The 19,591-nt window shown below is 70.3% G+C and carries 21 protein-coding genes and 2 pseudogenes; 3 read left to right on the plus strand and 20 right to left on the minus strand.

The genetic code is table 11. From position 1 onward, the window contains the following. Positions 1 to 15: 15 nt before the first annotated feature. The 5 genes from C8250_RS37640 to C8250_RS37660 all read right to left on the minus strand — a co-directional run bounded on the left by C8250_RS37640 (position 16) and on the right by C8250_RS37660 (position 3,253). Positions 16 to 792 (minus strand): hypothetical protein, encoded by a 777-nt coding sequence (locus C8250_RS37640; RefSeq protein WP_138355259.1) that lies wholly within the window; start codon positions 790 to 792, stop codon positions 16 to 18. Next, positions 789 to 1,373, minus strand: a complete 585-nt coding sequence (locus C8250_RS37645) for a SigE family RNA polymerase sigma factor (protein ID WP_138355260.1) — start codon at positions 1,371 to 1,373, stop codon at positions 789 to 791. Before C8250_RS37645 ends, C8250_RS37640 begins: the two co-directional genes overlap by 4 nt. A 120-nt stretch (positions 1,374 to 1,493) precedes the next feature. After that, positions 1,494 to 2,018 (minus strand): DUF4291 domain-containing protein, encoded by a 525-nt coding sequence (locus C8250_RS37650; protein ID WP_232485099.1) that lies wholly within the window; start codon positions 2,016 to 2,018, stop codon positions 1,494 to 1,496. A gap of 18 nt (positions 2,019 to 2,036) precedes the next feature. Continuing rightward, entirely contained in the window at positions 2,037 to 2,513 is a 477-nt protein-coding gene (locus C8250_RS37655; RefSeq protein WP_138355261.1) for an NUDIX domain-containing protein, read from the minus strand. Then, the gene (locus C8250_RS37660) at positions 2,510 to 3,253 is read right to left on the minus strand and encodes a helix-turn-helix transcriptional regulator (RefSeq protein ID WP_138355262.1); all 744 of its coding nucleotides are present in this window, start codon (positions 3,251 to 3,253) and stop codon (positions 2,510 to 2,512) included. The genes C8250_RS37655 and C8250_RS37660 overlap by 4 nt, the downstream gene beginning before the upstream one ends. Before the next feature lie 333 nt (positions 3,254 to 3,586). On the opposite strand from C8250_RS37660, the gene C8250_RS37665 reads away from it, so the two are divergent. Then, positions 3,587 to 3,799, plus strand: a complete 213-nt coding sequence (locus C8250_RS37665) for a hypothetical protein (RefSeq protein ID WP_164298834.1) — start codon at positions 3,587 to 3,589, stop codon at positions 3,797 to 3,799. Between the two features lie 704 nt (positions 3,800 to 4,503). On the opposite strand, the gene C8250_RS37670 is transcribed toward C8250_RS37665, so the two are convergent. The 7 genes and pseudogenes from C8250_RS37670 to C8250_RS37700 all read right to left on the minus strand — a co-directional run bounded on the left by C8250_RS37670 (position 4,504) and on the right by C8250_RS37700 (position 7,988). Further along, positions 4,504 to 4,764: a hypothetical protein gene (locus C8250_RS37670; RefSeq protein WP_138355265.1), complete on the minus strand. Its 261-nt coding sequence runs from the start codon at positions 4,762 to 4,764 to the stop codon at positions 4,504 to 4,506. A 217-nt stretch (positions 4,765 to 4,981) separates the two neighbouring features. After that, entirely contained in the window at positions 4,982 to 5,293 is a 312-nt protein-coding gene (locus C8250_RS42880) for an RNA-binding protein (protein WP_194445645.1), read from the minus strand. A gap of 181 nt (positions 5,294 to 5,474) precedes the next feature. Beyond that, complete coding sequence (locus C8250_RS37680; protein WP_138355266.1) at positions 5,475 to 5,789, minus strand: hypothetical protein; 315 nt, start codon at positions 5,787 to 5,789, stop codon at positions 5,475 to 5,477. A 243-nt stretch (positions 5,790 to 6,032) separates the two neighbouring features. After that, a complete protein-coding gene (locus C8250_RS37685; protein WP_232485100.1) occupies positions 6,033 to 6,317 on the minus strand; it encodes a hypothetical protein in 285 nt (94 codons plus the stop codon). 18 nt (positions 6,318 to 6,335) lie between these two features. Further along, positions 6,336 to 6,488: pseudogene (locus C8250_RS37690) on the minus strand (DUF4291 family protein); the annotation flags it as partial. A gap of 65 nt (positions 6,489 to 6,553) precedes the next feature. Then, a complete protein-coding gene (locus tag C8250_RS37695; RefSeq protein ID WP_138355267.1) occupies positions 6,554 to 7,495 on the minus strand; it encodes an AEC family transporter in 942 nt (313 codons plus the stop codon). A gap of 217 nt (positions 7,496 to 7,712) precedes the next feature. Beyond that, positions 7,713 to 7,988 carry a helix-turn-helix transcriptional regulator gene (locus tag C8250_RS37700; RefSeq protein WP_138355268.1) on the minus strand — a complete coding sequence of 92 codons (276 nt, stop codon included), beginning with the start codon at positions 7,986 to 7,988 and terminating at the stop codon, positions 7,713 to 7,715. Between the two features lie 66 nt (positions 7,989 to 8,054). Between C8250_RS37700 and map the strand changes: the two genes are divergently transcribed. Continuing rightward, positions 8,055 to 8,822, plus strand: a complete 768-nt coding sequence (map, locus tag C8250_RS37705; RefSeq protein ID WP_138355269.1) for a type I methionyl aminopeptidase — start codon at positions 8,055 to 8,057, stop codon at positions 8,820 to 8,822. A gap of 6 nt (positions 8,823 to 8,828) precedes the next feature. On the opposite strand, the gene C8250_RS37710 is transcribed toward map, so the two are convergent. Beyond that, entirely contained in the window at positions 8,829 to 9,185 is a 357-nt protein-coding gene (locus C8250_RS37710; RefSeq protein ID WP_138355270.1) for a hypothetical protein, read from the minus strand. 87 nt (positions 9,186 to 9,272) lie between these two features. After that, the gene (locus tag C8250_RS37715; RefSeq protein ID WP_138355271.1) at positions 9,273 to 9,653 is read right to left on the minus strand and encodes a helix-turn-helix domain-containing protein; all 381 of its coding nucleotides are present in this window, start codon (positions 9,651 to 9,653) and stop codon (positions 9,273 to 9,275) included. Positions 9,654 to 9,857: 204 nt separating this feature from the next. Between C8250_RS37715 and C8250_RS37720 the strand changes: the two genes are divergently transcribed. Further along, entirely contained in the window at positions 9,858 to 10,826 is a 969-nt protein-coding gene (locus tag C8250_RS37720; protein ID WP_138355272.1) for an NADP-dependent oxidoreductase, read from the plus strand. Between the two features lie 139 nt (positions 10,827 to 10,965). Here the strand turns inward: C8250_RS37720 and C8250_RS37725 are convergent, their stop codons facing one another. The 6 genes and pseudogenes from C8250_RS37725 to C8250_RS37750 all read right to left on the minus strand — a co-directional run bounded on the left by C8250_RS37725 (position 10,966) and on the right by C8250_RS37750 (position 19,459). Continuing rightward, complete coding sequence (locus C8250_RS37725; protein ID WP_138355273.1) at positions 10,966 to 11,430, minus strand: hypothetical protein; 465 nt, start codon at positions 11,428 to 11,430, stop codon at positions 10,966 to 10,968. 234 nt (positions 11,431 to 11,664) lie between these two features. Then, positions 11,665 to 12,888: an NAD(P)/FAD-dependent oxidoreductase gene (locus tag C8250_RS37730; protein ID WP_138355274.1), complete on the minus strand. Its 1,224-nt coding sequence runs from the start codon at positions 12,886 to 12,888 to the stop codon at positions 11,665 to 11,667. Between the two features lie 247 nt (positions 12,889 to 13,135). Next, entirely contained in the window at positions 13,136 to 13,867 is a 732-nt protein-coding gene (locus tag C8250_RS37735) for a glycoside hydrolase domain-containing protein (protein ID WP_232485127.1), read from the minus strand. A gap of 523 nt (positions 13,868 to 14,390) precedes the next feature. After that, positions 14,391 to 14,555 (minus strand): annotated as a pseudogene (locus C8250_RS37740) (GNAT family N-acetyltransferase); the annotation flags it as partial. Between the two features lie 74 nt (positions 14,556 to 14,629). Further along, on the minus strand, positions 14,630 to 16,231 hold the full coding sequence (locus C8250_RS37745; protein ID WP_138355275.1) for a ThuA domain-containing protein: 1,602 nt from the start codon (positions 16,229 to 16,231) through the stop codon (positions 14,630 to 14,632). Positions 16,232 to 16,258: 27 nt separating this feature from the next. Beyond that, on the minus strand, positions 16,259 to 19,459 hold the full coding sequence (locus C8250_RS37750) for a carbohydrate-binding protein (RefSeq protein WP_346268805.1): 3,201 nt from the start codon (positions 19,457 to 19,459) through the stop codon (positions 16,259 to 16,261). Positions 19,460 to 19,591: the final 132 nt, after the last annotated feature.

Genomic DNA, 19,591 nt, shown 5'->3' on the forward strand with positions numbered 1-19,591 from the left:
ACGGACGTGGCCGGATCAGAAGGGAGCAGTGCCGATCTCCTTGCCCTGGGCGTCCCGCAGTTTGATCTCGGAGGAGTGGTCGGTGCCCTGGGTACCCGGCAGTCCCAGGGCGAAGTAGGTCTGGGTCAGGCCCGGGAGCCGGAAGGTCGGGGTGCTGTAGTGCACGCCCTTCCAGACACAGTCCACCGACTTCACGCTGGGACTGACCTGCCCGATGGTCACCCACCCCACGGAGCCGTGGCCTGACGGAGCGTCGATCGTGTAGCCGGTGGTGCTGACGCCGCCGTCCGAATTGGCCGGCTGCTGGTCGCAGCCGAACATGCCGGCTGTGCCGGTGTCCGGGCCGGTCGCTGCCACGACCGCGGTGCAGGAGGTGCCGCCGCCGGCGTGCACCAGCCCCAGCTTCCAGGGGACGCCCGCGATCTTTCCCGAATGTTCGGGGAAGGTTCGGTAGATCGGGAAGGGCGGATCCTGCGGCGTGCGCGGGGCCTTCGTTGTCGTGATGCTTGGCCGGGGGATCGCCGGGGCCTTCGGGGTCGTAGCGGCCGGTGGGGACATCGGGGTGGCCGTGGTGCCCGCGGAGTTCGCCTGCGCCGCCAGCCAGCCGCCTCCCCCCAGCACCGTCGCGACAGCTACCGCCGAAAGCCCCAGCAGGGCCCGCCGCGTCCGACGTTGCCGCCGGCCGGAGGTCACGATGGCTCCCAGCGGCACCCGGCCCACCTCACTGTCCTGCGACAGCCGCTCGAACACCGCTTTCAGACCGTCCTCGGTAGGGCTCGTGGGGTCGTTCATGACTGTCCTTCCGAAGGGTCGAGCCGCAGCGCGGGATCGAGCCGAAGCTTGGCCAGTGCCTTGGAGGTCTGGCTCTTCACGGTGCCCACCGAGCAGCCCATCGCCGCAGCGACCTGCGCTTCGGTCAGGTCCGACCAGAAACGCAGCACCAGAACCGCGCGCTGCCGCGGCGGAAGCGCCGCCAGCGCCCGGTTGACCGTCACCCGCCACGCGGCGGCGGGTGCGAAGTCCACCGAGGCGGCCGCGCTCGCCTCGGTCCGGCGGTCCCACGCCACTTCCCGCACCCGACGCCGACGCATCCGGGTGCGGTGCGCATTGACCAGGACCCGATGCAGATAGGCGTCCACGTCCCGCGCCCGCGACACCTTGTCCCAATGGGCATAGCAGGACGCCAGAGCGGTCTGGGCCAGATCCTGCCCGGCGCCGACATCACCGGTCAGCAGATAACCGGTCCTGACGAGCGATGGCCACCGCCTCGCCGCCAGCAGGTCGAAATCCGGTATCCCCTCACCCTCCTCGACCGGTTCCGCAGCAACTCCGGGGGGCGCCGTGCCACGCGCTTTCACGTTGAAGATGCTCATGACCCCCTTAGAGTCACGCGACACCGCAAATGGTTGCCCGGTCACCTCAGATCACCGACTGAGCGGTGCCGCGGGCACCACGAGGAGCGCGCCGGCGGCACTGAACCGCTGCCCCTGGCTCTACGGCAGCAGCGGCGCCAGGAGTTCTTCGCCGGCGGGGTAGGGGAGTTCGGCGGGCAGGAGCCGGTCCGCGGTGTGCAGGTCTCCGGCGCGTACGAGGGTGTGGATCTCCTGGGCGAGCGGCGTCACGTCGGTGATGGTGACCGTCCACTCGTCCGCGTATCGGCGGGCGGCGTCGCCGGTGAGGCCGAGTTGGAGGGAGCGGTACGGCAGCGGCTGGAGGTGGAGATCGCGTTCCGGGTCCCATTGGACGCGGGCGGGGGAGCGTTTGAGGTCGCGCTTCCAGGTGGCCAGGTTGGGTTGGAGCCCACGCTCGTAGTGGGAGAGGCAGGCATGGCGCAGCGCCCACTCGAAGCCTTCACGGGAGATTTCGACGGCGAGTACCGTCTCCTGGTCCTCCTTCATGCCCCAGCCGCAGCGGTACATCATCCAGAGGAACGAGGGCTTGATCCACGTCAAGCCGCGTTCATAGTCCCTTTCGGACTTGGACCGAGAGGATGTCCTCGTGCTGGATGCGCCTGCCAAGGGAAACGTCGTGCGACATCAGCCCAGGTAGGGCTCAGCGCGGTGCTCCATGAAGTGGCGGATTCGGAGCTGCTGAGTGTGATGCATCGGAAGCTCGGCAATCTCAGCCTGGGCGATGAATCGGAGCTCCGTCGACTCATCCGACATGGCGAGTCGACCACCAACGACTCGGGCGGTGAAGCAGATGTTGAACTGCCGTCGTACTTCGCCGTCCGAGTAGGCGATGACGTGCCGCGGGTCGGTGTACGTGCCGACAAGCCCGGTGATCTCCACGTCCAGGCCGGTCTCTTCCTTGACTTCACGGACTGCGGTACCTGGAAGCGAGTCCGTCATGTCCATACCGCCGCCCGGCAAGGCCCAGAGGTCGTTGTCCGTCCGCCGCTGAAGCAGGATACGGCCCTCCTCGTCGGTGACGACAGCGGACGCTGCCACGACCAAGCTGTTGGGCTTGGGCGCTTTGGGGTCGTCGTAGTACTCAGTCCGGCTCGCGGTCACGTCTCCTGTACCTGCGTCGCTGTCGCCCACACCGCATCGAAGCTTCCCGCGTAGGTGTCGAACATTCCACCATCGCCGTGCCGGCGGAGGTGCCAGACGGGTGCGCCGTATGCGTTCACTCCCCAGACATGGGCATTGATCAGGGCCTGGTCATCGGCGCGATACAGCGAGTTGTACAGGGTGGTCCCGTGCGTCCGGACCTCGATCCCGGGCACGCCGACGAGTGGCGTGTAGTGCATGAGGGCGAGTCGGCAGCGTGATTCGATGCCGTGCCCGAAGCGTTCCTCCTGGCCGCGCTGCCGGACGTTGGGATCGTCCGGATCCCCAATGGCGATGCGAACCGCGCAGCCATCGGCGGCTCGCTCCCGCAGAAGCTCATTGAGGCGGGGATACGCCTCGTGCAGAAAGATGGCGGCGTACACCAACACGTCGATCTGCTCGTGTGCCTGCGACAGCATGTCGACGAACGTCGACGCGGGAATGTCAGCGCGCTGGTCATAGAGCGCTACCAGTTCGGGACTGACTGCTCGGGCAGCACGGGCCTGCCTGAGCGCTGGCCACAGAGCGTGCACGTCTTCTCCTAAGGTCTCTGCCGCCAGCATGGCTGTGACGCGGCGTGGTGTGCGGCCGAGATTGACCCATCGCTCAACGGACTTCGGGTCCACCTCGGCCTTTACCGCGAGGGCGGCGTATGTCCAGCCTCCGGCTGCCATGGCGGCACGTAATCTCTCGTTCGGCATCTGAGTCTCTCCCCACCTGACGGGACGGCACTAGGGACGTTCTACCCGGTGTGGGACGTCCCGAAGTGGGTTTTGGGGGAGGTTCCAACGTCCTGGTGATGCGCGTGATGATCCCGGCATGAGCAATGACGGGATTCCTGAAGTCGGCGCGCTGGCAGTGGATACAGCCAAGCGGCGCACGGGCCACGTCATGGGCCGCGTAGGCCCGTACATCCAACTGCGGCCAGTCGGCGGTGGAACGGAATGGGGCGCCTGCCCGGAGGACGTCAAGCCTGCCGGGACTGACGGTCAGACTGGTACGCGGGTCGACGACGCGAGCAGCGTTGAGGACCGGTGGTCGTGATGGCCCGCGTTGCGGCGCTGAGGGTACAGCGCGGGGACCGGGTCAGTGTGCGCGGTCAGTGGCGAGAGGTGAAGGCGGTTCGTTCGGACCGGTTTGCCTCGGGTGGCCTGGTAGTCGTGCTGGTCTTCACCTCTGGTCTGGCCCTGCGGCTCAATGCGGCGGACGGCCTGGCGGTCGAACGTGGTGGCCGGGGGCTGCGGTGATGGTGGGCAGGGCGGTCTATCGGTACACGGATTGGTCGCTGGCCACGGACACAACGGCTAGCGGCCCGATCTATGCGGCGGAGTGCACTTCGTGCGGCGAGGCGTCGGCGGCAGCGGATGAGCAAGAGGGTCCGGAGGTGTGGTGCTTGCGCCATGCCGGGCTCACCGGGCACACGGGATTCCGTGGCGTGATCACGAGCTTCTTCCGGGCCTCGCTGGTGGAAGGTCCACGGTGAGGGGCGTGGGTGCGCGCGAGCGGGTGGCGTCAGCCGCGTTCGTGCTGGAGGTCTGGTGGTGGCGCCACGTGACGGATCGCAGGTTGTTCCGCTTGCTGGATGGGGAGCGTGCCCGGATCGCTGCCGGGATGTCCGATGCCCGCGCGCAGGAGGGTCTGCGGAGGTTGCCGGGCGGGTTCGCAGAGCTGGTGCGGCCGAAGCGCGGGAGGGTCGCTCCCTGCCCCCATAGGTCGGGCCGGGGTCGTCGTTCCGGGAAGGTCCGGCGGCTTCCGTTCTTGACCTTCCCTGGCGCAGCGATGTCACCGTGAGTTCGAATCTCACATCCTCCGCAGCCAGAGACACCAAGTCGGCCCCCGACCAGGGACATCGGTCGGGGGCCGTTCTCATGCGTGTTGCCTGCGGGCGACCGTGGTTCCCCGTGGTTCCCCGTGGCTTCCCGGCAGATCGGGCACGGAAGGGGCACGGGGATCAACGCTGGGCGCTGGCCGAGGTCTGGTAGTCGAGGGTCGCGTCAGGGGGGCCACAATGCAAGATCGCGTCGACTGCGGCCCAGTCGCTGAGAGGCACGTCGTAGCAGTAGAGCATCCAAGGATCGTCCGGGTCCGGAGTGATCACTTCTCGGAGTTGGATGATCTGCTCGCGGCTGATCGGGCGCTCAGTTCGCAAGAACTCGTCGTCCTTGCTGAAGCCGTCCAAGGACCAGACGACGGACGGTTCATCTATTGCCATGCACCGAGCCTAACGGCGCCCTCGGCCTGATCATGCGGTGCCCGCCACGCTGCTCTTGGCTGCCATCCCGTCTGCCGTCGTCCCGCTTTGTCGTATCCGCTGTGGCATCTTGAGGAACATGATCGAACCCGATTGACGCGCGCGACCCGGCGTCAGATCGAGCGCAGCGACGTCGGTCAGCTTCGCACGGTCCTGAGACGGCCCGCGAGACAATCCTCTACGGACTCACCCATTCGTCCAGCCTGAGCTTCACCTGGTGATTGTGGTCGGCATGCCAGATCACCTGACCGGTGACTACAGCGCCCATGCGGGGTAGATCCATCTCGGGTGGCATGAGTGTGACCTCCGCCAACCCCACTGCGTTTGGCACGCCATCTATCCGGACAAACACGCCGAAGCGTTGGCGACCGATGACCTGGCAGCTGATCGTTGCTCCTACCGGGAGTGCGAACACGGTCGCCGGCCAATCTCGGCGAACGTCCTCTTCGGCCGGGATTCCGGGCCCCGCCGGCCACGCGTACTCAGACATGGGCCGATCATGCCAGTGCGAGGCTGGCCTGTAGAGCCCTAGTTTGGAAGACCAGGGATGCGGATGCTGGCCGACCTGGGAAGCGTCTGACCTGCCCCAGAGCGGAAGCGTCGCCGGGATTCCCCGCGAATCTCCGCCGCTTCCCGCCGGACCGGGCACGGATCGGGCAGGGGGTTGCTTGCTAGTAGCGCAAGCGAGCTTCATCTCCGTCGATGGTGAGGATGTACTCGGTGAGCGGGGTGCCGCCCCCGGCTGGAACGAGCGTGAGCCCAAGATCACGGATGGGCCTCAGGACGCGCATCATGGCGGTCCCCTCAGGATCGGGCCCGCGTAGAGCCGCGAAGGCATCAAATAGCGGCCTGATCGGCTCCCAGGCCGGCGTGGGAGCGAAGCGCAGGAGAAACCTCGGCTGGTCGACGTCATATCCGGTGAGCCGGCCGAGTAGCGTCTCGCCGTCCATGAGATCCCAGTCCGACGTTTGCCAGTGCTCGTTCATATTGCCCCCGGTTGTCTGAGGCACATCCGCTGTGGGGGAGCGCCGAGGTGCGGATCATATGAGTTCGGCCGGTGGTGCCGGGCCACCCCTTGACGGCTCGGAGACGGCCCGGGTGGATCAGCTCGTTCGGCGGCGGGTTTGTACGCACCTCCGCTTCAATGTCCACCATGGAACTCCGAGAGGAGTGCCCGTGGACGGCTGACAACCACAGGGCCGACGATGGTATGCGCCGCGTCTGAGTGGTCAAGGAGACCAACACCCCATGCAGGCCATACCTGTGGACACATCCCGGCTCGGCGTACTGCGGTGCGCGGTGGCGCCGGAGGCCTCCCGGCAGATGCTCTCCTGGCGCTCCACGCCGGTCTGGTCGTCGTCGTTCACATGGGAGATCCGGCAGTAGATCGCGGCCGGCTCCCCTTCCCAGTCGGTGCGGCTCTTCTTCGTCCGCTGTGGTCCGGCTGCCTGGTTGGCACGCAGCGCGCGCCGCAATCGTGCTTCGGACTGCTGGTTGTTGGTGTCGGGCGTCATGGAAAAAGACTATGAGCGCGGCTTGATCCACGTCATCCGGTCCCGTTGCCAGGCCGCCGGGAACCGGCCGGTGCTCGCCGCCGGGAGTCCGATGTGCGGCGAGTACGCCTGGTAGACGGTGACGGTCGTCTCCGTGTGCAGTGCGCGGATCCGGTGTTTCGGTTCGGCCAGGAGGTGTTTCGGTTCTTCCACGGGATACAGGGTGCGGCCACCGGCCGCGGGGGCGCCAACGGTTTCTACGGGTGGGTCGGGCCCAGGGTCCAGTAGACGACGGACAGGGTGGCCATCGAGACGAGGGTGGAGACCATCACGGAGTCGCGGGCGAGATCGGTGTCCAGGTCGTACTGGCGCGCGTAGATGAACGCGTTCTGGGCGGTGGGCAGCGCGGAGCAGAGGACCACGGCGAGCAACTGGTGCTGCGGCAGGTGCAGAAGGAGGCCGCCGACCGCCAGGGCGATGAGGGGCTGAACGAGGGTCTTGAGCACGACCGTCACGCCGACCTCGGTGAGCCGGCCCGTGCCGGTCGCGGCCGGGCGGCCGTGCAGCGACATGCCGAGGGTGACGAGGGCGGTGGGAACGGCGGCCGCGCCGAGCAGTTCGCAGGAATGGCCGAGGGCCGTCGGAAGCTGCCAGCCCGCGGCGGAGACGACGGCGCCGAGGGCGGAGGCCATGATGATCGGGTTGCGCACCGGCATCCTCAGCATCCGGGTGAGGCCGCCGCTCCTCCAGCCGGCGCCGGTGCCGGCGTCGAGCAGGGTCAGGATGAGGGGGGATATCAGCAGCACCTGGAAGAGCAGGATCTGGGCGACGAACGAGGCGTCTCCGAGTACCTGCAGGGCCACCGGGATCCCGAGGTTGGCCGAGTTGACGTAGCCGGCCGCCATGCTGCTGATCGCCTGGTCGGCGAGCTTGTGGTGGAAGAGCCGGCGAGCGGCCAGGAGGCCGAGGGCGCAGACCACGACGGTGCCTGCGGCGAAGGCGATCATCGAGGTGTTCGCGAAGGTGTCGAGGCGCGCCTTGGAGATCATGACGAACAGCGCGGCCGGCATGGCCACATGGAAGACGAACCGGCCGAGGACGGGTTCCGCCTGCTCGCCCAGCAGACCCGTGCGGCTGACCAGGTAGCCGGCCGCGGTGAGTATCCAGATCGGGGCGAAGCTGGAGAGCAGGGAGGGCATGAATCCTCGGGTCCGGTGGGTCACGGGCGCGGCCCGAAGGGGCCGCGGGTCGGCGGTTTGCCGCCGTCCATGATCCCCGCCCGCTTCCCGGCGCCTCCGGCAGGGCATGCCTGAGGGCGCCGCCGCGCCGACCCGCCGCCGCGACCCGCTGCCGCGCCGCGCCGCCGCGCCGCCGCGCCGACCCGCGGCGGCTCCCGTCGACCCGGCCGGCCCCGGCCTAGGCCGTCAGCGCCTCGGGGGCGTCCTCTGCGCTCTCCGCGCACGCGGTGACCAGCTCGTCCAGGGAAACGTCCAGCGCGGCGGCCAGCGCCGCCACGGTGAAGAAGGCCGGGGTCGGTGCCCGGCCGGTCTCGATCTTGCGGAGGGTCTCCGCGGACAGTCCCGCCGCGGCGGCGACCTCCACCATGCTGCGGTCGCCGCGGGCCCGGCGCAGCAGCGCGCCGAAGCGCTCACCGCGTTCACGTTCCCAGGGGGTCAAAGGAGTTCTCACCATGACCGTGATACTAATACCGGTATAAGTATTGGGCATCATCGAGGTCATCAGTCAGGGGTCAGCAACATGGTGGAGATCAAGACCGACGCGGCGCTGGAGGCGATGCGCGAAGCCGGGCGCGTCGTGGCCCAGGCGCTCGGCGCCGTCCGCGCGGCGGCGGCCGTAGGGGTCCGGCTGCGGGAGCTGGACGTCGTGGCCCGTGGCGTTCTGCGCGCGGCCGGGGCGCGTTCGCCGTTCCTCGGCTATCGGCCGGAATTCGCCCCGGTGCCGTTCCCCGCGGTGATCTGCGCCTCGGTCAACGACGCGATCGTGCACGGCATCCCCGGCGACCACCGGCTGCGCGACGGCGATCTGGTCAGCATCGACTGCGGAGCCGAGCTCGACGGCTGGACCGGCGACGCCGCCATCAGCTTCATCGTCGGCACGCCGCGTCCCGCCGACCTGCGGCTCATCGACGCCACCCAGCGGGCGCTGGACGCCGCCATAGCGGCCGCCGTCCCGGGCAACCGGATCGGGGACATCTCGCACGCCGTCGGCACCGTCGCCAAGGCGGCCGGCTGCGGGATGCCCGCGGACTTCGGCGGCCACGGCATCGGCCGCCGGATGCACGAGGATCCGGGGGTACCCAACCGCGGCCGTCCCGGCCGCGGCTTCCCGCTGCGGCACGGTCTCGCGCTCGCCATCGAACCGATGCTGATGGCGGGCGGACGTGACGACTACCGTACCGATCCCGACGGTTGGACGCTGCGCACCGTCGACGGCAGCCGGGCCGCCCACATCGAGCACACCGTCGCCGTCACCGCGGAGGGCCCCCGCGTCCTCACCCTGCCCTGACCCGGGTCAGGGCCGCAGGTCGCTGTGCCCGCAGACCCAGGCCAGCGCGTCGTGCACCCCCTGGATGTAGTCGCGCGGGATCGTGCGCTGGGTGGCGTCCGCCAGCTGCACGACCGCGGCGTCCGCCTCGGCCGTCAGCAGGGGCAGATCCGGTGCCCCCTCGCACGAGGCGCCCGTGACCGGCGCCGGGTCGCCGCGGCCCAGCGCCCACAGGTAGCCCGTCAGGGCGCCCCGGGAGAGCTGCGTCTGCTGGGCCGGCCCCGCCCCGACGGCCTCCAGGGCGTGAAATGCCTCCTCGACCTCGGCCAGTGACCTGGTGCCGACGGTCTGTTCCTTGTGCGGCTCTGCGCTGGGAAACCTCATACCTGTACGTATGTCCCCTCCCGCGCCGCTGATGTGTGCCCGGGCGGGGGACAGGATCCCGTCCGGGTAGACCGGCCCGTCCGGTGGTCAGACACACCCGGCCGGTGCGTCCGGCTTGACGGTGTCGAGGTGGGTCTCCACCCACGCGCGCAGCACGCCGAGCGGCACGGCCACACCGCGCCCCAGCTCCGTCAGTTCGTACTCCACATGCAGCGGGACGGCCGGGTAGACGGTGCGGTCGACGAACCCGCTGTCCTCGAGCCGGCGCAGGGTGCTCGTCAGGACCTTGGGGCTGATGCCCTGGAGGCGGCGCTGCAGTGCGCCGAAGCGCTGCGGCCCTTCCTCCATCGCTCCGATCGCCAGCGCCGTCCACTTGTTGGCCAGCAGGTCCAGCACGTCGCGGCACGGGCACAGCGCGGCGTAGACGTCGTGCTGTGCGTGGTTTCCTGTCGTGCACGCGATGGTCATGGCCACTGCCTTTCCCGGTCGTGGAGGGTGGGCGACACGCCGGTTGCGTTGCCGCTCACGGCTCCCACCTGTGATGCTTTCCAAAAGATAGTAGTAGCCCTTGCAGGTAACCACTACCCCATGGGTAGCGTCCACGGTGTTGACGATAACCGGTCGGCGCGCTGTGTGCGCGCCGGCCCCACCCCCCCCACCGGGAGCCATCAGATGAACGAGAAGCCGACCATGCGCGCGATCACCCAGGACACCTTCGGCGGCCCGGAGGTGCTGCATCTCACCGAGCTGCCGCGCCCGGAGCCGGTACCGCACGAGGTGCTGGTGCGGGTGCGTGCCGCCGGGGTCAACCCGGTCGACTGGAAGACCCGGGAGGGCGGCGGCATGGCCGGTGCGCTGGGCGCGCCGCCGTTCGTGCTCGGCTGGGACGTCTCCGGCGTCGTGGAGCAGGTGGGGTTCGGCGTGCACACCCTGGAGGTCGGTGACGAGGTGTACGGGATGCCGTCGTTCCCCCGGGAGGCCGGCGCGTACGCCGAGTACGTGACCGCCCCGGCCCGGCACTTCGCCCGCAAGCCCGCCACGCTCGACCACGACCACGCCGCCGCGGTACCGCTCGCCGCGCTGACCGCCTGGCAGGCCCTGACCGTCACCGCCGGAGTCACCGCAGGTCAGCGGGTACTGATCCATGGCGCGGCGGGCGGGGTCGGGCACTTCGCCGTGCAGTTCGCCAAGCATCTGGGAGCGCACGTCACCGGGACCGCCCGCGCGCCGAAGCACGCCTGGCTGCGCGAACTGGGCGCCGACGAACTGGTCGACTACACCGCGGTCCGCTTCGAGGACGTGGTGCGCGACATCGACGTCGTCCTCGACCTGATCGGCGACGAGCACGACCGTACGAGTACCCGCTCGCTGGACAGGCTGCACCCCGGCGGGATCGTCGTCGCCGTCCCGTCGGGTGTCTCACCCGCGCTCATGGAGGCGGCGCGGGATCGCGGAGTGCGGGCCGCGGCGTATCTCGTGGAGCCCGACGGGGCCTCGCTGGCCACGATCGCCGAACTGATCGACAAGGGCGGCGTCACCGTCGAGGTCGAGGACGTCCTGCCGCTGGCGGAGGCCGCCGAGGCGCACCGTCGCGGCGAGCAGGGCCGCACGCGGGGCAAGCTCACCCTCCACGTCGCGTAAAGGGTCGGAAAGGCGTTCAAAGTGAACGTCAACCCTGAGGGATATCAAGGGTTGAGGGGTGGGGCTCCGTGAATCAACCCGGGCCTCTCCCCGCATTCCCGACGGGGAGCCAGAAGGGCCGGTGACGAGGCGGCCTGGATCAGGACGGGTCGTGGTTGACCTCGGAGGCCATCCGCGGGTGGAGCACGCCGGGGTAGAGCCGGGCCTTGGCCACCGGCTCGGCGACGCCGCCCTGCGGCACCATCTCGACGACGCCCCAGGGGCTGTCCGGCAGGAGCACCGGGATCACGTACGAGGCCGAGCAGCCGACGCAGTCGTACTGGTCCTCCCAGACCTCCACGTCGACCAGGCTGCCGGGGTTGCGCGCGACGTGCTTGTGCAGGGCGTGGCAGCGGCCGCACTTCTCGCCGGGCTCGCAGGTGCTGCCGCACGGGCACGGGAGGTCGAGCCGGACGGGGGGCTGCCAACGCTGGACGCGGCACGCCTCCGCCGTCTGCGAGGTGTGGCGCATCGCCAGGATGTTGCGGGCGGCGACGTTGTACGTCTCGCCCGTCGCGGTCATCCGGTCGCGGATGACGTCCTTGCGGGCACGGTTCGTCGTCATACAGTCCTCCAGCGGTTTTCCACGCGGTCCCGCAGAAGGCCGGGAAGACCGGACTGAGGCGATGGCGTGAGTCGATGACCCTTGTCCTCGCCCTCGTGACCCACCAGCGCGGGCCCAGGCTCGGAACAGGCAGACGCGGCTGCCGTCCTCCACGGTACCCGGAATCGGTCACGCCGATTTCCCCCGCCGTGGCGGTGCCACGGCGGGGGACGGGCGGTGGTGGGCCGGCGCCGGTTACGCCGCGGCTCCGTCCGGGTGCGGGACGGCGGTGACCGGGGCGTCCCAGTCGATGCGGTAGCCGGCCTGCCAGGCCGACTTCTCCGGCTTGTTCAACTTCATGACCAGGGGGAGGAGCAGATCCCGCAGCACCCGGCCGACCGGTCCTGCGGCCTTGTTGCTGTTGGTGCGGTTGGCTTCCTTGATGATCCGCTCGACGCGGGGCCTGCGCAGGTCCTCGTAGGCCGCGAACGCCTCCTCGTGCGGCAGGTCACGCAGGCAGCGGGCCAGCTGGACGGCGCTTTCCATGGCGAGCGAGGCGCCCTGTCCCGAACTGGACGAGGCCGCGTGCGCCGCGTCGCCGATCAGCACCATCCGCCCCCGGCTCCAGGCCGGGACCCTCGGCATGTTCTCCATGGGGCCGGCGATCAGCAGGTCGGCGGGGTCGGTCTTCAGCAGCAGGTCCGCAGCGGGGACGCGATCGCCGGTGAACGATCCGGCCAGCACGCGCAGCCACTCCTCGGCGCCGGTCCGCCCGGCTTCGGCCACGGTCATCGGCTCGGGGTGCGGCAGGTTCACGAACCACACACCCGACGAGTCCTCGTGCACCTGGTAGCCGAGGAAGGCGCGCTTGCCGAACATCATGTACATCTTGCCGCCGGTCGGGGGCAGTCCGGTGTTCCTCACCGGGGCGCCGAAGCTGACCAGGCCGCCGTAGTTGGGTTGGGGCGCGTCCGAGTCGATCAGCGAGCGCACCGTGGAGCGGATGCCGTCCGCCCCGATCAGCACATCGGCCGTGGCCGTCGTCCCGTCCGCGAAGTGCGCGGTCACACCGTCGTCGCTCTCCTGCGCGGAGACCAGCCGCTTGCCGTGCACGGTGCGGACACCGCGGCGGGCCGCCTCGTCGTAGAGCACCCGGTACAGATCGGCGCGCCAGACGAACTGCGACGACTCGACGCCGGGCGGGCTGCCGAACTCGCCGAGCCGCTTGCCGTTCCAGCTCTGCAGCACGATGTGCGTGGTGGGCGTGCCGATGGCGCGTACGAGGTCGCCGACTCCGATGACGTCGAGGGCGCCCAGACCGTTGGGCGCCAGGCCCAGCCCGCCTCCCACACCGTCCGCCCTGCTGTCGTAGGCCTCGTACACGGTGGCTTCGATACCGGCTTGGTGCAGGGCGATCGCGGCAACCGGGCCGCCGATGCCGCCGCCGATGACGAGGGCGGTTCGGATGGTGGAGCGCATGACGTGGTCCTTTCCCAGCGGGTTTGTGCGGACACCGCAAGCATCGCATATCCACTAGTTGCAAGTCAACTAGTGGATATGAACCTATGCATCGGTTCATGGTTCACAAGGAGCGCAGGCGAAGCCTTCCCGCTCAAAACGCGAAAACCCCCGCGCCGTCACGGCAGCGGAGGTTTTCGGGCGGAGTTCTTCGGAGGGAGCGTCCGGTCGTCGGGGACCTGGGAGCGGGCACCCTGGTTGCGGCCGGTCAGCCGACCACGGCGACGGGGGCGTCCCAGGCGTTGTGGTCGACGGTGACCGTGGCCCCGCCGAAGGTCTCCTTCTTGTTCACCGCGTACTGGTGGCCGCGGCGGTGGCCGGTCCACAGGGTGGAGGCGAAGGGGAAGCCGGTCGTGGTGTCGGCGTTGTTGTCGTAGCGGGCGTACCAGAGGGCGTTCGGGAGGTCCGCCGTGTGGTTGCCGGCGGCGGTGGCGATCGCGGCGGCACTGGACTGGCTGAACCCGTAGAAACCGGCCCAGTAGCCCTTCGCGTGCGCCGCCCGGTCCCAGGCCTGCACATAGGTCAGCACGGACTGGACGCACGAGGCGTTGCTGATGTCGTACGCCTCCATGTCCAGATAGATCGCACTGCCGGAGCGCATCCCCAGCGCGGACGCCTTCGCGACGGCGTCCGCGCCGTCCGACGTGCCCAGCGAGGCGGCGTTGGCGGCGGTGATCCGCTCGGGGTTGTTGCTCGTCTGGCACGGCGGCTGCGCCCCGACGTACAGCGGGATCAGCTGCCAGCCGGCCGCGTGCACGGACCGTACCCAGGAGTTGGTGAGCTGCGGCTGCGCACAGCCGCGGTTCTTCCCGCCGATGTAGACGGCGGCGGCGCCGTACGGCGAGCTCTTGCGCCAGGCGTTCATGGTGGTCAGGTTCGGGGCGGTGCAGGTGTCGAAGGCCTGACCGGTGAACACCCGCGACGCCGGCAGCTGCACCAGGCTGTTGGACTGCCCCGGCGGCTGCTTGACACCGGAGTGCGTGCCCGCGGCCGTGGTGGCGGCCGGGGTGGCGTGGGCGGACGGGCCGCCCGGGGCTCCGGCCGGCGGCGTGGTGCCTCCGGGGGAGGAGGCACCCGCTGCCGGCTCGGCCGCTCCTGAGGCGGACGGCTTGGCGGTTCCGGCGGTGGAGCCGGTGCCGGTGGCGCCGTCCGGCGCCGTCCCGTCGGCGAGGTTCTTGGACTGCTGCGTGCCGTCGTGCCCCCGCGAGGACACGGCCTCGGCCGCAACGGCGCCGCCGCCCGCGAGCAGGATCAGGCTGGCGACGGACAGCGCTATGTAGCGGCGCTGCTTGGGCTGGCGACGGTTCGGCACGGAGTCCTCAACAGGTGGGCGGGACGGCCCGGATCAGGACCGGCGGTTCGGTGATCGACTGAGTACATATCACTTTCTCCGCCGTGTCACCAAAACCCTGGAGGTCGAGCTGGTATTCGGCGGACCGGTGGGTCGGCACGTAGCCCAGTCCGTCGTCCATGGCGCGGCGCGACGCGGCGAACGTCCCGGCGAGGTCGTCGGGGACGGTTCCGGCCCAGGAGACCAGCCGGCAGCCGGGGTGCGGGCGTTCGGTGAGCGCGGCGAGGTCCGCGCGCTCCAGCGGGAGCCGGGCGTAGGTGAGTGCCAGGACCTTGCGGGGCCGGTGCGTGCGCACTCCCGCCCGCCCGAACCGGTCAGCCGGTCCGGGCAGTCGGCCACCCGGTCGGCCGGTCAGCCGGTCCGGGTCAGCGTGAGGTCGTCGACGTCGAACAGGAATCCGCCGCCGCCGTTGAAGACGAGGAACAGGCCGGTGCCCGCCCTCGGGGTGAGAGACGCGGCGGTATCGGTGAAGGTGTCCCAGCTGCCGGTGACCGGGACGGTGACGGTGCCGAGCAGCGGTCCGGTGGGGGATCCGGCGTGGACGGCGGTGGTGCCGCCGGAGCCCGCCGAGGCGACCCGCAGGGAGATCCGGGTGAGGTGGGAGGTGTCCTCGGCGGCGAAGCCGATCCAGTCGCCGGCCTCGATGTAGCCGGCGGTGCGAGCGCCGTGGGCTCCCGCGTGGTCGGCGGCCTGGACTCCGTTCTGGCTGGTCCAGTTCTCGGCCTGGAGCGTGGTCGTGGTGGGGGCCGTCGAGCCGGGGGTGAGGGTGATGTCGTCGACGTCGAACAGCGCGCCCTGGCCTCCGGAGTAGGTCAGGTACAGGCCCGGTGCGGTGCCGGACGTCAGGGGCGTCGACACGTTCGTGAACGTCTCCCAACTCCCGGTCACCGGCACGGCGACGGAACCGAGGAGCGGACCCGTGGCGGAACCGGAGTGGAATCCGATGGTGCCGCCCGCGCCCGCGGAGGCGACCCGCACCGTCACCGTCGAAGCGGTCCGCGGGTCGAGGGCGGCGTAGCCGCTCCAGTCACCGTTGTCGATGTAGCCGGCGGTCGCTCCGCCGTGCGCCGCCGCGTGCGCGGCGGCCTGGACCCCGCTCTGGCTGCTCCAGGCCTCCCCTTGCACGGTGGTGCCGACGGGGGTGCCGATGGGGTTGTCGCAGGCGGAGCTGACGGCTCCCGCGACGGTGCGGATGCCGCCCAGGACCAGCGTGGTGAACGCGGGATCGGCCCAGCTCTCCTGGGTGTGGCCCATGCCGGTGTACCAGGCGCGTCCGCCGTCGTAGGGGTGGCACCAGGTGTTGGGATGGTCGCCGCCCATGGTGCCGCCGGAGTAGCTGCTCTCGTCGAGCGCGGTCAGGACGTGCACCTGCGCCCGGGGGTTGGCGCGGTAGTTGTACCACTCGTCGGTGCGGGTCCAGCGGGCCGGAAGGTGCGCGGTGGCCGGGTCGGTGCGGTCCTCGACGGCGACGGCGGCCTGCTGGATGGCGGGATGCGAGTCGAAGTACGCCCCGACCAGGCTTCCGTACCAGGGCCAGTCGTACTCGGTGTCGGCCGCGGCGTGCACTCCCGCGTAGCCGCCGCCCGAGCGGATGTACTGCTCGAACGCGGACTGCTGGGCGGCGTCGAGGACGTCCCCGGTGGTGCTGAGCCAGATCACCGCCTGGTACTGGCCGAGGTTGGCGGTGGTGAAGGCGGCGCTGTCCTCGGTGGCGTCGACACCGAAGCCGTTGTCCTGGCCGAGTTTCTGGATGGCGGCGATCCCGGCCGGTATGGAGTCGTGCCGGAAGCCGGCGGTCTTGGAGAAGACCAGCACCTTGAAGGCCGGAGCGGCCTGGGCGGAGCAGGTCAGGGCGAAGGGGGCGAGCAGGCCGAGCAGCGCGGCGGCCAGGGCCGGCAGCAGCGGCCGGCGGGGCGCGCCGTGCGTGCGGCGGAACCGGATGGATGGGTACATGGAGTGCCTTTCCGCAAGATAGGTGAGTCAGGCGCTGCGGGTGAGGGTGAAGTCGTCCACGTCGAAGAGGTAGTCGCTGCCGCCGGTGAAGGTCAGGCAGAGCGTCGTGGCGGGGTTGGCGGTGAGCGTCGTGGAGACGTCGGCGAAGGTCTCCCAGCCGCCGGTGCCGGTGACGGCCACGGTGCCCAGGACCGTTCCGGTGGCCGATCCGGCCCGGATCTGGAGGGTGCCGCCGGCTCCGGCGGAGGCGACCCGGGCGCTGAAACCGGTGACCTTGGACAGGTCGGTGCCGGCGTACGTTGCCCAGTCGCCGCTGTTGATGTAGCCGGCGGTCTTCCCGCCGTGCGCGGCCGCGTGGTCGGCGGGCTGCAGTCCGCCGGTGGCGGTCCAGCTCTCCGCCTGGGTGACGGTGGTGAGGGCGGCACCGTTGGTGACGGTGAAGTCGTCGACATCGAAGAGCGAACCGCCGGTGCCGCCGTGGAAGACCAGGAAGAGCCCGCTCGTCGTGGAGGGGGTCAGTGGGAACGTCAGGCTGGTGTAGTTCTCCCAGCCGCCGGTGACGGGGACGGTGACACTGCCGAGCAGCGGTCCGGTGGCCGATCCGGCACGGGCTTCGAGGGTGCCGCCGATGCCGCCGGAGGCGACCCGTACGGTCAGCCCGTTGGCATGTGTGAGGTCGGTTCCGCCGTATCCTGCCCAGTCGTTGTTGTCGATGTAGCCGAGGGTCTGGCCGCCGTGCGCGGTGGCGTGCGGGGCGATCTGCACGCCGGCGGAACTGGTGAACGCCTCACCCTGGACGGCGCCCGGCACCGTGCCGGACCCGCCGAACGTGAACTGGTCGAGGTCGTAGAGGTTCCCCGTACCGCCCTTGAACACCCAGTACAGGGTGTGGGTGCCGGTCGGGGCGGTGACGGTTCCGGTGACGTCGGTGAAGGTGTTCCAGTCGCCGGTGACCGGGACCGTGGCGGATCCGATGAGCGTGCCGGTGGGGGAGTCGGCCCGCAGTTCGAGGGTGCCGCCGGAGCCGGCCGAGGAGGCGCGGGCGGTGAAGGTGGTGATGCCGGCCAGGTTGTAGGGGGTGAACGAGATCCAGTCGCCGTTCTCGATGTAGCCGACGGTCGTGCCGCCCCCGGCCGCGTCATGGCCGGCGGGCTGGACGCCGCTGGAGCCGGTGTAGTACTCGGCCTGCTTGGTCGCGGTGGGTGTGACGTTGGTGGCGGTGCCGGTCAGCGCGGGCTGGCCGTTCGCGCCGTTGTCGGTGTACGAGGCGCGCCAGACGCCGAACAGGTTGGCGGAGCCTGCGTGTTCACCGTCGACGACGGTCTGGATGGTGCCCGAGCAGCCGGTCGCGTCGGTCATGGCATGCGCGTGGCTGTCGTGCCCGAGCAGGTACTGGACCTGCACCCGGGAGCAGTCGACGGCGCTGTCCTCGGCGTCGGTGACGGTGACCCGGAAGGGGACGGCGTCGCCGAAGTGGAAGATCTGGCCGTTGGCGGGCGCGGTGACGGTCAGCACCGGCGCGGTGTTGCCGACGGTGACCGTGACGCTCGCGGTGCCGGTCAGCCCGTGGGTGTCGGTGACGGTGAGCTTCGCCGGGTACTGGCCGTTGGCGGCGTAGGTGTGCGACGGGTCCGCGGCGGTGGAGTCGGTGCTGCCGTTGCCGTCGAAGTCCCAGGCGTAGGTGAGCGCGTCGCCGTCGGGGTCGGTGGTGCCGGCGGAGGAGAAGGTGACCGCGAGTGGCGCCCGGCCCGAGGACGGGGTGGCGGCGGCCTGGGCGACGGGTGCGCGGCCGCCGGCGCCGATCGCCTCGATGCGGTACAGCCCGGAGAAGGAGTCGCCGTCACCGAAGCCGGTGCCGTAGTCCAGGACGTACAGGGCGCCGTCCGGGCCGAAGGCCATGTCCATCACCTGGGTGCCGGTCCAGGGGAAGTCGGTGATGGTGCCCGCGCTGCCGTCCGCGTTGACCTGCACGTCCTTGATCCAGCGGCGGCCGAACTCGCCGATGAAGGCATGCCCGTCGTAGGACTGCGGGAACTTCACCGAGGAGGAGAGGTTCGGGTCGTAGTGGTAGACCGGGCCGCCCATGGGTGACTCGCTGCCGCAGCCGAACTGGGCGACGCTGCAGTCGTCGTACTTGATCCAGGACGACCGGGCGGCCGGCAGCTTGCTGATGCCGGTGTTGTTGGGCGAGCTGTTGACGGGGCCGCCCGCGCAGTCGAACTTCGCGCCCGAGGTGCTGGTGCCGAAGTCGAAGGCGTTGTACGTCTCGTTGGTGGTGTTGGTGCCGGTGCAGTACGGCCATCCGTAGAAGCCGGGCGAGGTCACCCGGTCGAACTCGACCTGGCCGCCCGGTCCCCGGGTGGCGTTCAGCGCGCCGGCGTCGGGCCCGTAGTCGCCGATGTAGACGGTGCCGGTGGGGCGGTCGACGCTCATACGGAACGGGTTGCGGAAGCCCATCGCGTAGATCTCGGGCCGGGTCTTCGCCGTGCCCGGCGCGAACAGGTTCCCGGCCGGGACGGTGTAGGTCCCGTTGGCCTCGGGGTGGATGCGCAGCAGCTTGCCGCGCAGGTCGTTGCTGTTGGCGGCGGAGCGCTGGGCGTCGTAGGCGGGATTGCGTGACGCGCGGGTGTCCAGCGGGCTGTAGCCGTCGGAGGAGAAGGGGTTGGAGTCGTCGCCGGTGGTCATGAAGAGGTTGCCCGCGGCGTCGAAGTCCAGGTCGCCGCCGACGTGGCAGCACATGCCGCGGTTGGTGGCGATCTGCAGGAGCTGCTTCTCGCTGGCCGGGTCGATGGTGTTGTCGGCCCGCAGGGTGAAGCGGGAGAGCTGGTTGTGCCCGGCGAAGGGTGCGAAGTCGGCGGCGGTCCCGTCGGAGGGGGCGTCGGCCGCCGGGGTGTTCAGGACGGGGGAGTAGTAGACGTAGATCCAGTGGTTGGTGGCGACGGCCGGGTCGGTGGTGATGCCCTGGATGCCCTCCTCGTCATGGGTGTAGACGGGCAGCGTGCCCGCGACGGACGTGGTGCCGCCGGCGTCGGTCTTGAAGATGGTGCCGCGCCGGTCGGTGTGCAGGACCGTGCGGTCGGGGAGCACCGCCAGGCTCATCGGCTCGCCGGTCTGCGCGGTGCCCCGCGCGAGCTGGACCTGCTGGAAGGCGGCCGCGGCGGCTGCGGCGTCCGGGTGCGGGCCGTCGTGCGCGGCCGCCGGGGTGATGGCTCCGGTGGCGCCCAGCAGGAGCAGCGCCGAGGCGAGGAGAGCGGTGAACAGGGTGCGGAACCGGACGCGGCGTGGACGTGGACGTCTCGCGGGCCTTGCGGGCAGGACTGAACGCACGGGGTTCCCCTTCCAGGGCAGCGCGAAGCCGCC

The organism is Streptomyces sp. So13.3, assembly GCF_005860785.2.
In the GTDB taxonomy this organism is placed as follows: Bacteria; Actinomycetota; Actinomycetes; order Streptomycetales; family Streptomycetaceae; genus Actinacidiphila; species Actinacidiphila fildesensis.

Bases quoted from the DNA above. Each gene is read 5' to 3' on its own strand.
- C8250_RS37645 (WP_138355260.1), bottom strand. From the start codon at position 1,373: ATGAGCATCTTCAACGTGAAAGCGCGTGGCACGGCGCCCCCCGGAGTT.
- C8250_RS37695 (WP_138355267.1), bottom strand. From the start codon at position 7,495: ATGCCCTCCCTGCTCTCCAGCTTCGCCCCGATCTGGATACTCACCGCG.
- C8250_RS37700 (WP_138355268.1), bottom strand. From the start codon at position 7,988: ATGGTGAGAACTCCTTTGACCCCCTGGGAACGTGAACGCGGTGAGCGC.
- C8250_RS37730 (WP_138355274.1), bottom strand. From the start codon at position 12,888: ATGCGCTCCACCATCCGAACCGCCCTCGTCATCGGCGGCGGCATCGGC.
- C8250_RS37660 (WP_138355262.1), bottom strand. From the start codon at position 3,253: ATGCCGAACGAGAGATTACGTGCCGCCATGGCAGCCGGAGGCTGGACA.
- C8250_RS42880 (WP_194445645.1), bottom strand. From the start codon at position 5,293: ATGTCTGAGTACGCGTGGCCGGCGGGGCCCGGAATCCCGGCCGAAGAG.
- C8250_RS37640 (WP_138355259.1), bottom strand. From the start codon at position 792: ATGAACGACCCCACGAGCCCTACCGAGGACGGTCTGAAAGCGGTGTTC.
- C8250_RS37720 (WP_138355272.1), top strand. From the start codon at position 9,858: ATGAACGAGAAGCCGACCATGCGCGCGATCACCCAGGACACCTTCGGC.
- C8250_RS37680 (WP_138355266.1), bottom strand. From the start codon at position 5,789: ATGAACGAGCACTGGCAAACGTCGGACTGGGATCTCATGGACGGCGAG.
- C8250_RS37710 (WP_138355270.1), bottom strand. From the start codon at position 9,185: ATGAGGTTTCCCAGCGCAGAGCCGCACAAGGAACAGACCGTCGGCACC.
- map (WP_138355269.1), top strand. From the start codon at position 8,055: ATGGTGGAGATCAAGACCGACGCGGCGCTGGAGGCGATGCGCGAAGCC.
- C8250_RS37670 (WP_138355265.1), bottom strand. From the start codon at position 4,764: ATGGCAATAGATGAACCGTCCGTCGTCTGGTCCTTGGACGGCTTCAGC.
- C8250_RS37725 (WP_138355273.1), bottom strand. From the start codon at position 11,430: ATGACGACGAACCGTGCCCGCAAGGACGTCATCCGCGACCGGATGACC.
- C8250_RS37745 (WP_138355275.1), bottom strand. From the start codon at position 16,231: ATGTACCCATCCATCCGGTTCCGCCGCACGCACGGCGCGCCCCGCCGG.
- C8250_RS37685 (WP_232485100.1), bottom strand. From the start codon at position 6,317: ATGACGCCCGACACCAACAACCAGCAGTCCGAAGCACGATTGCGGCGC.
- C8250_RS37715 (WP_138355271.1), bottom strand. From the start codon at position 9,653: ATGACCATCGCGTGCACGACAGGAAACCACGCACAGCACGACGTCTAC.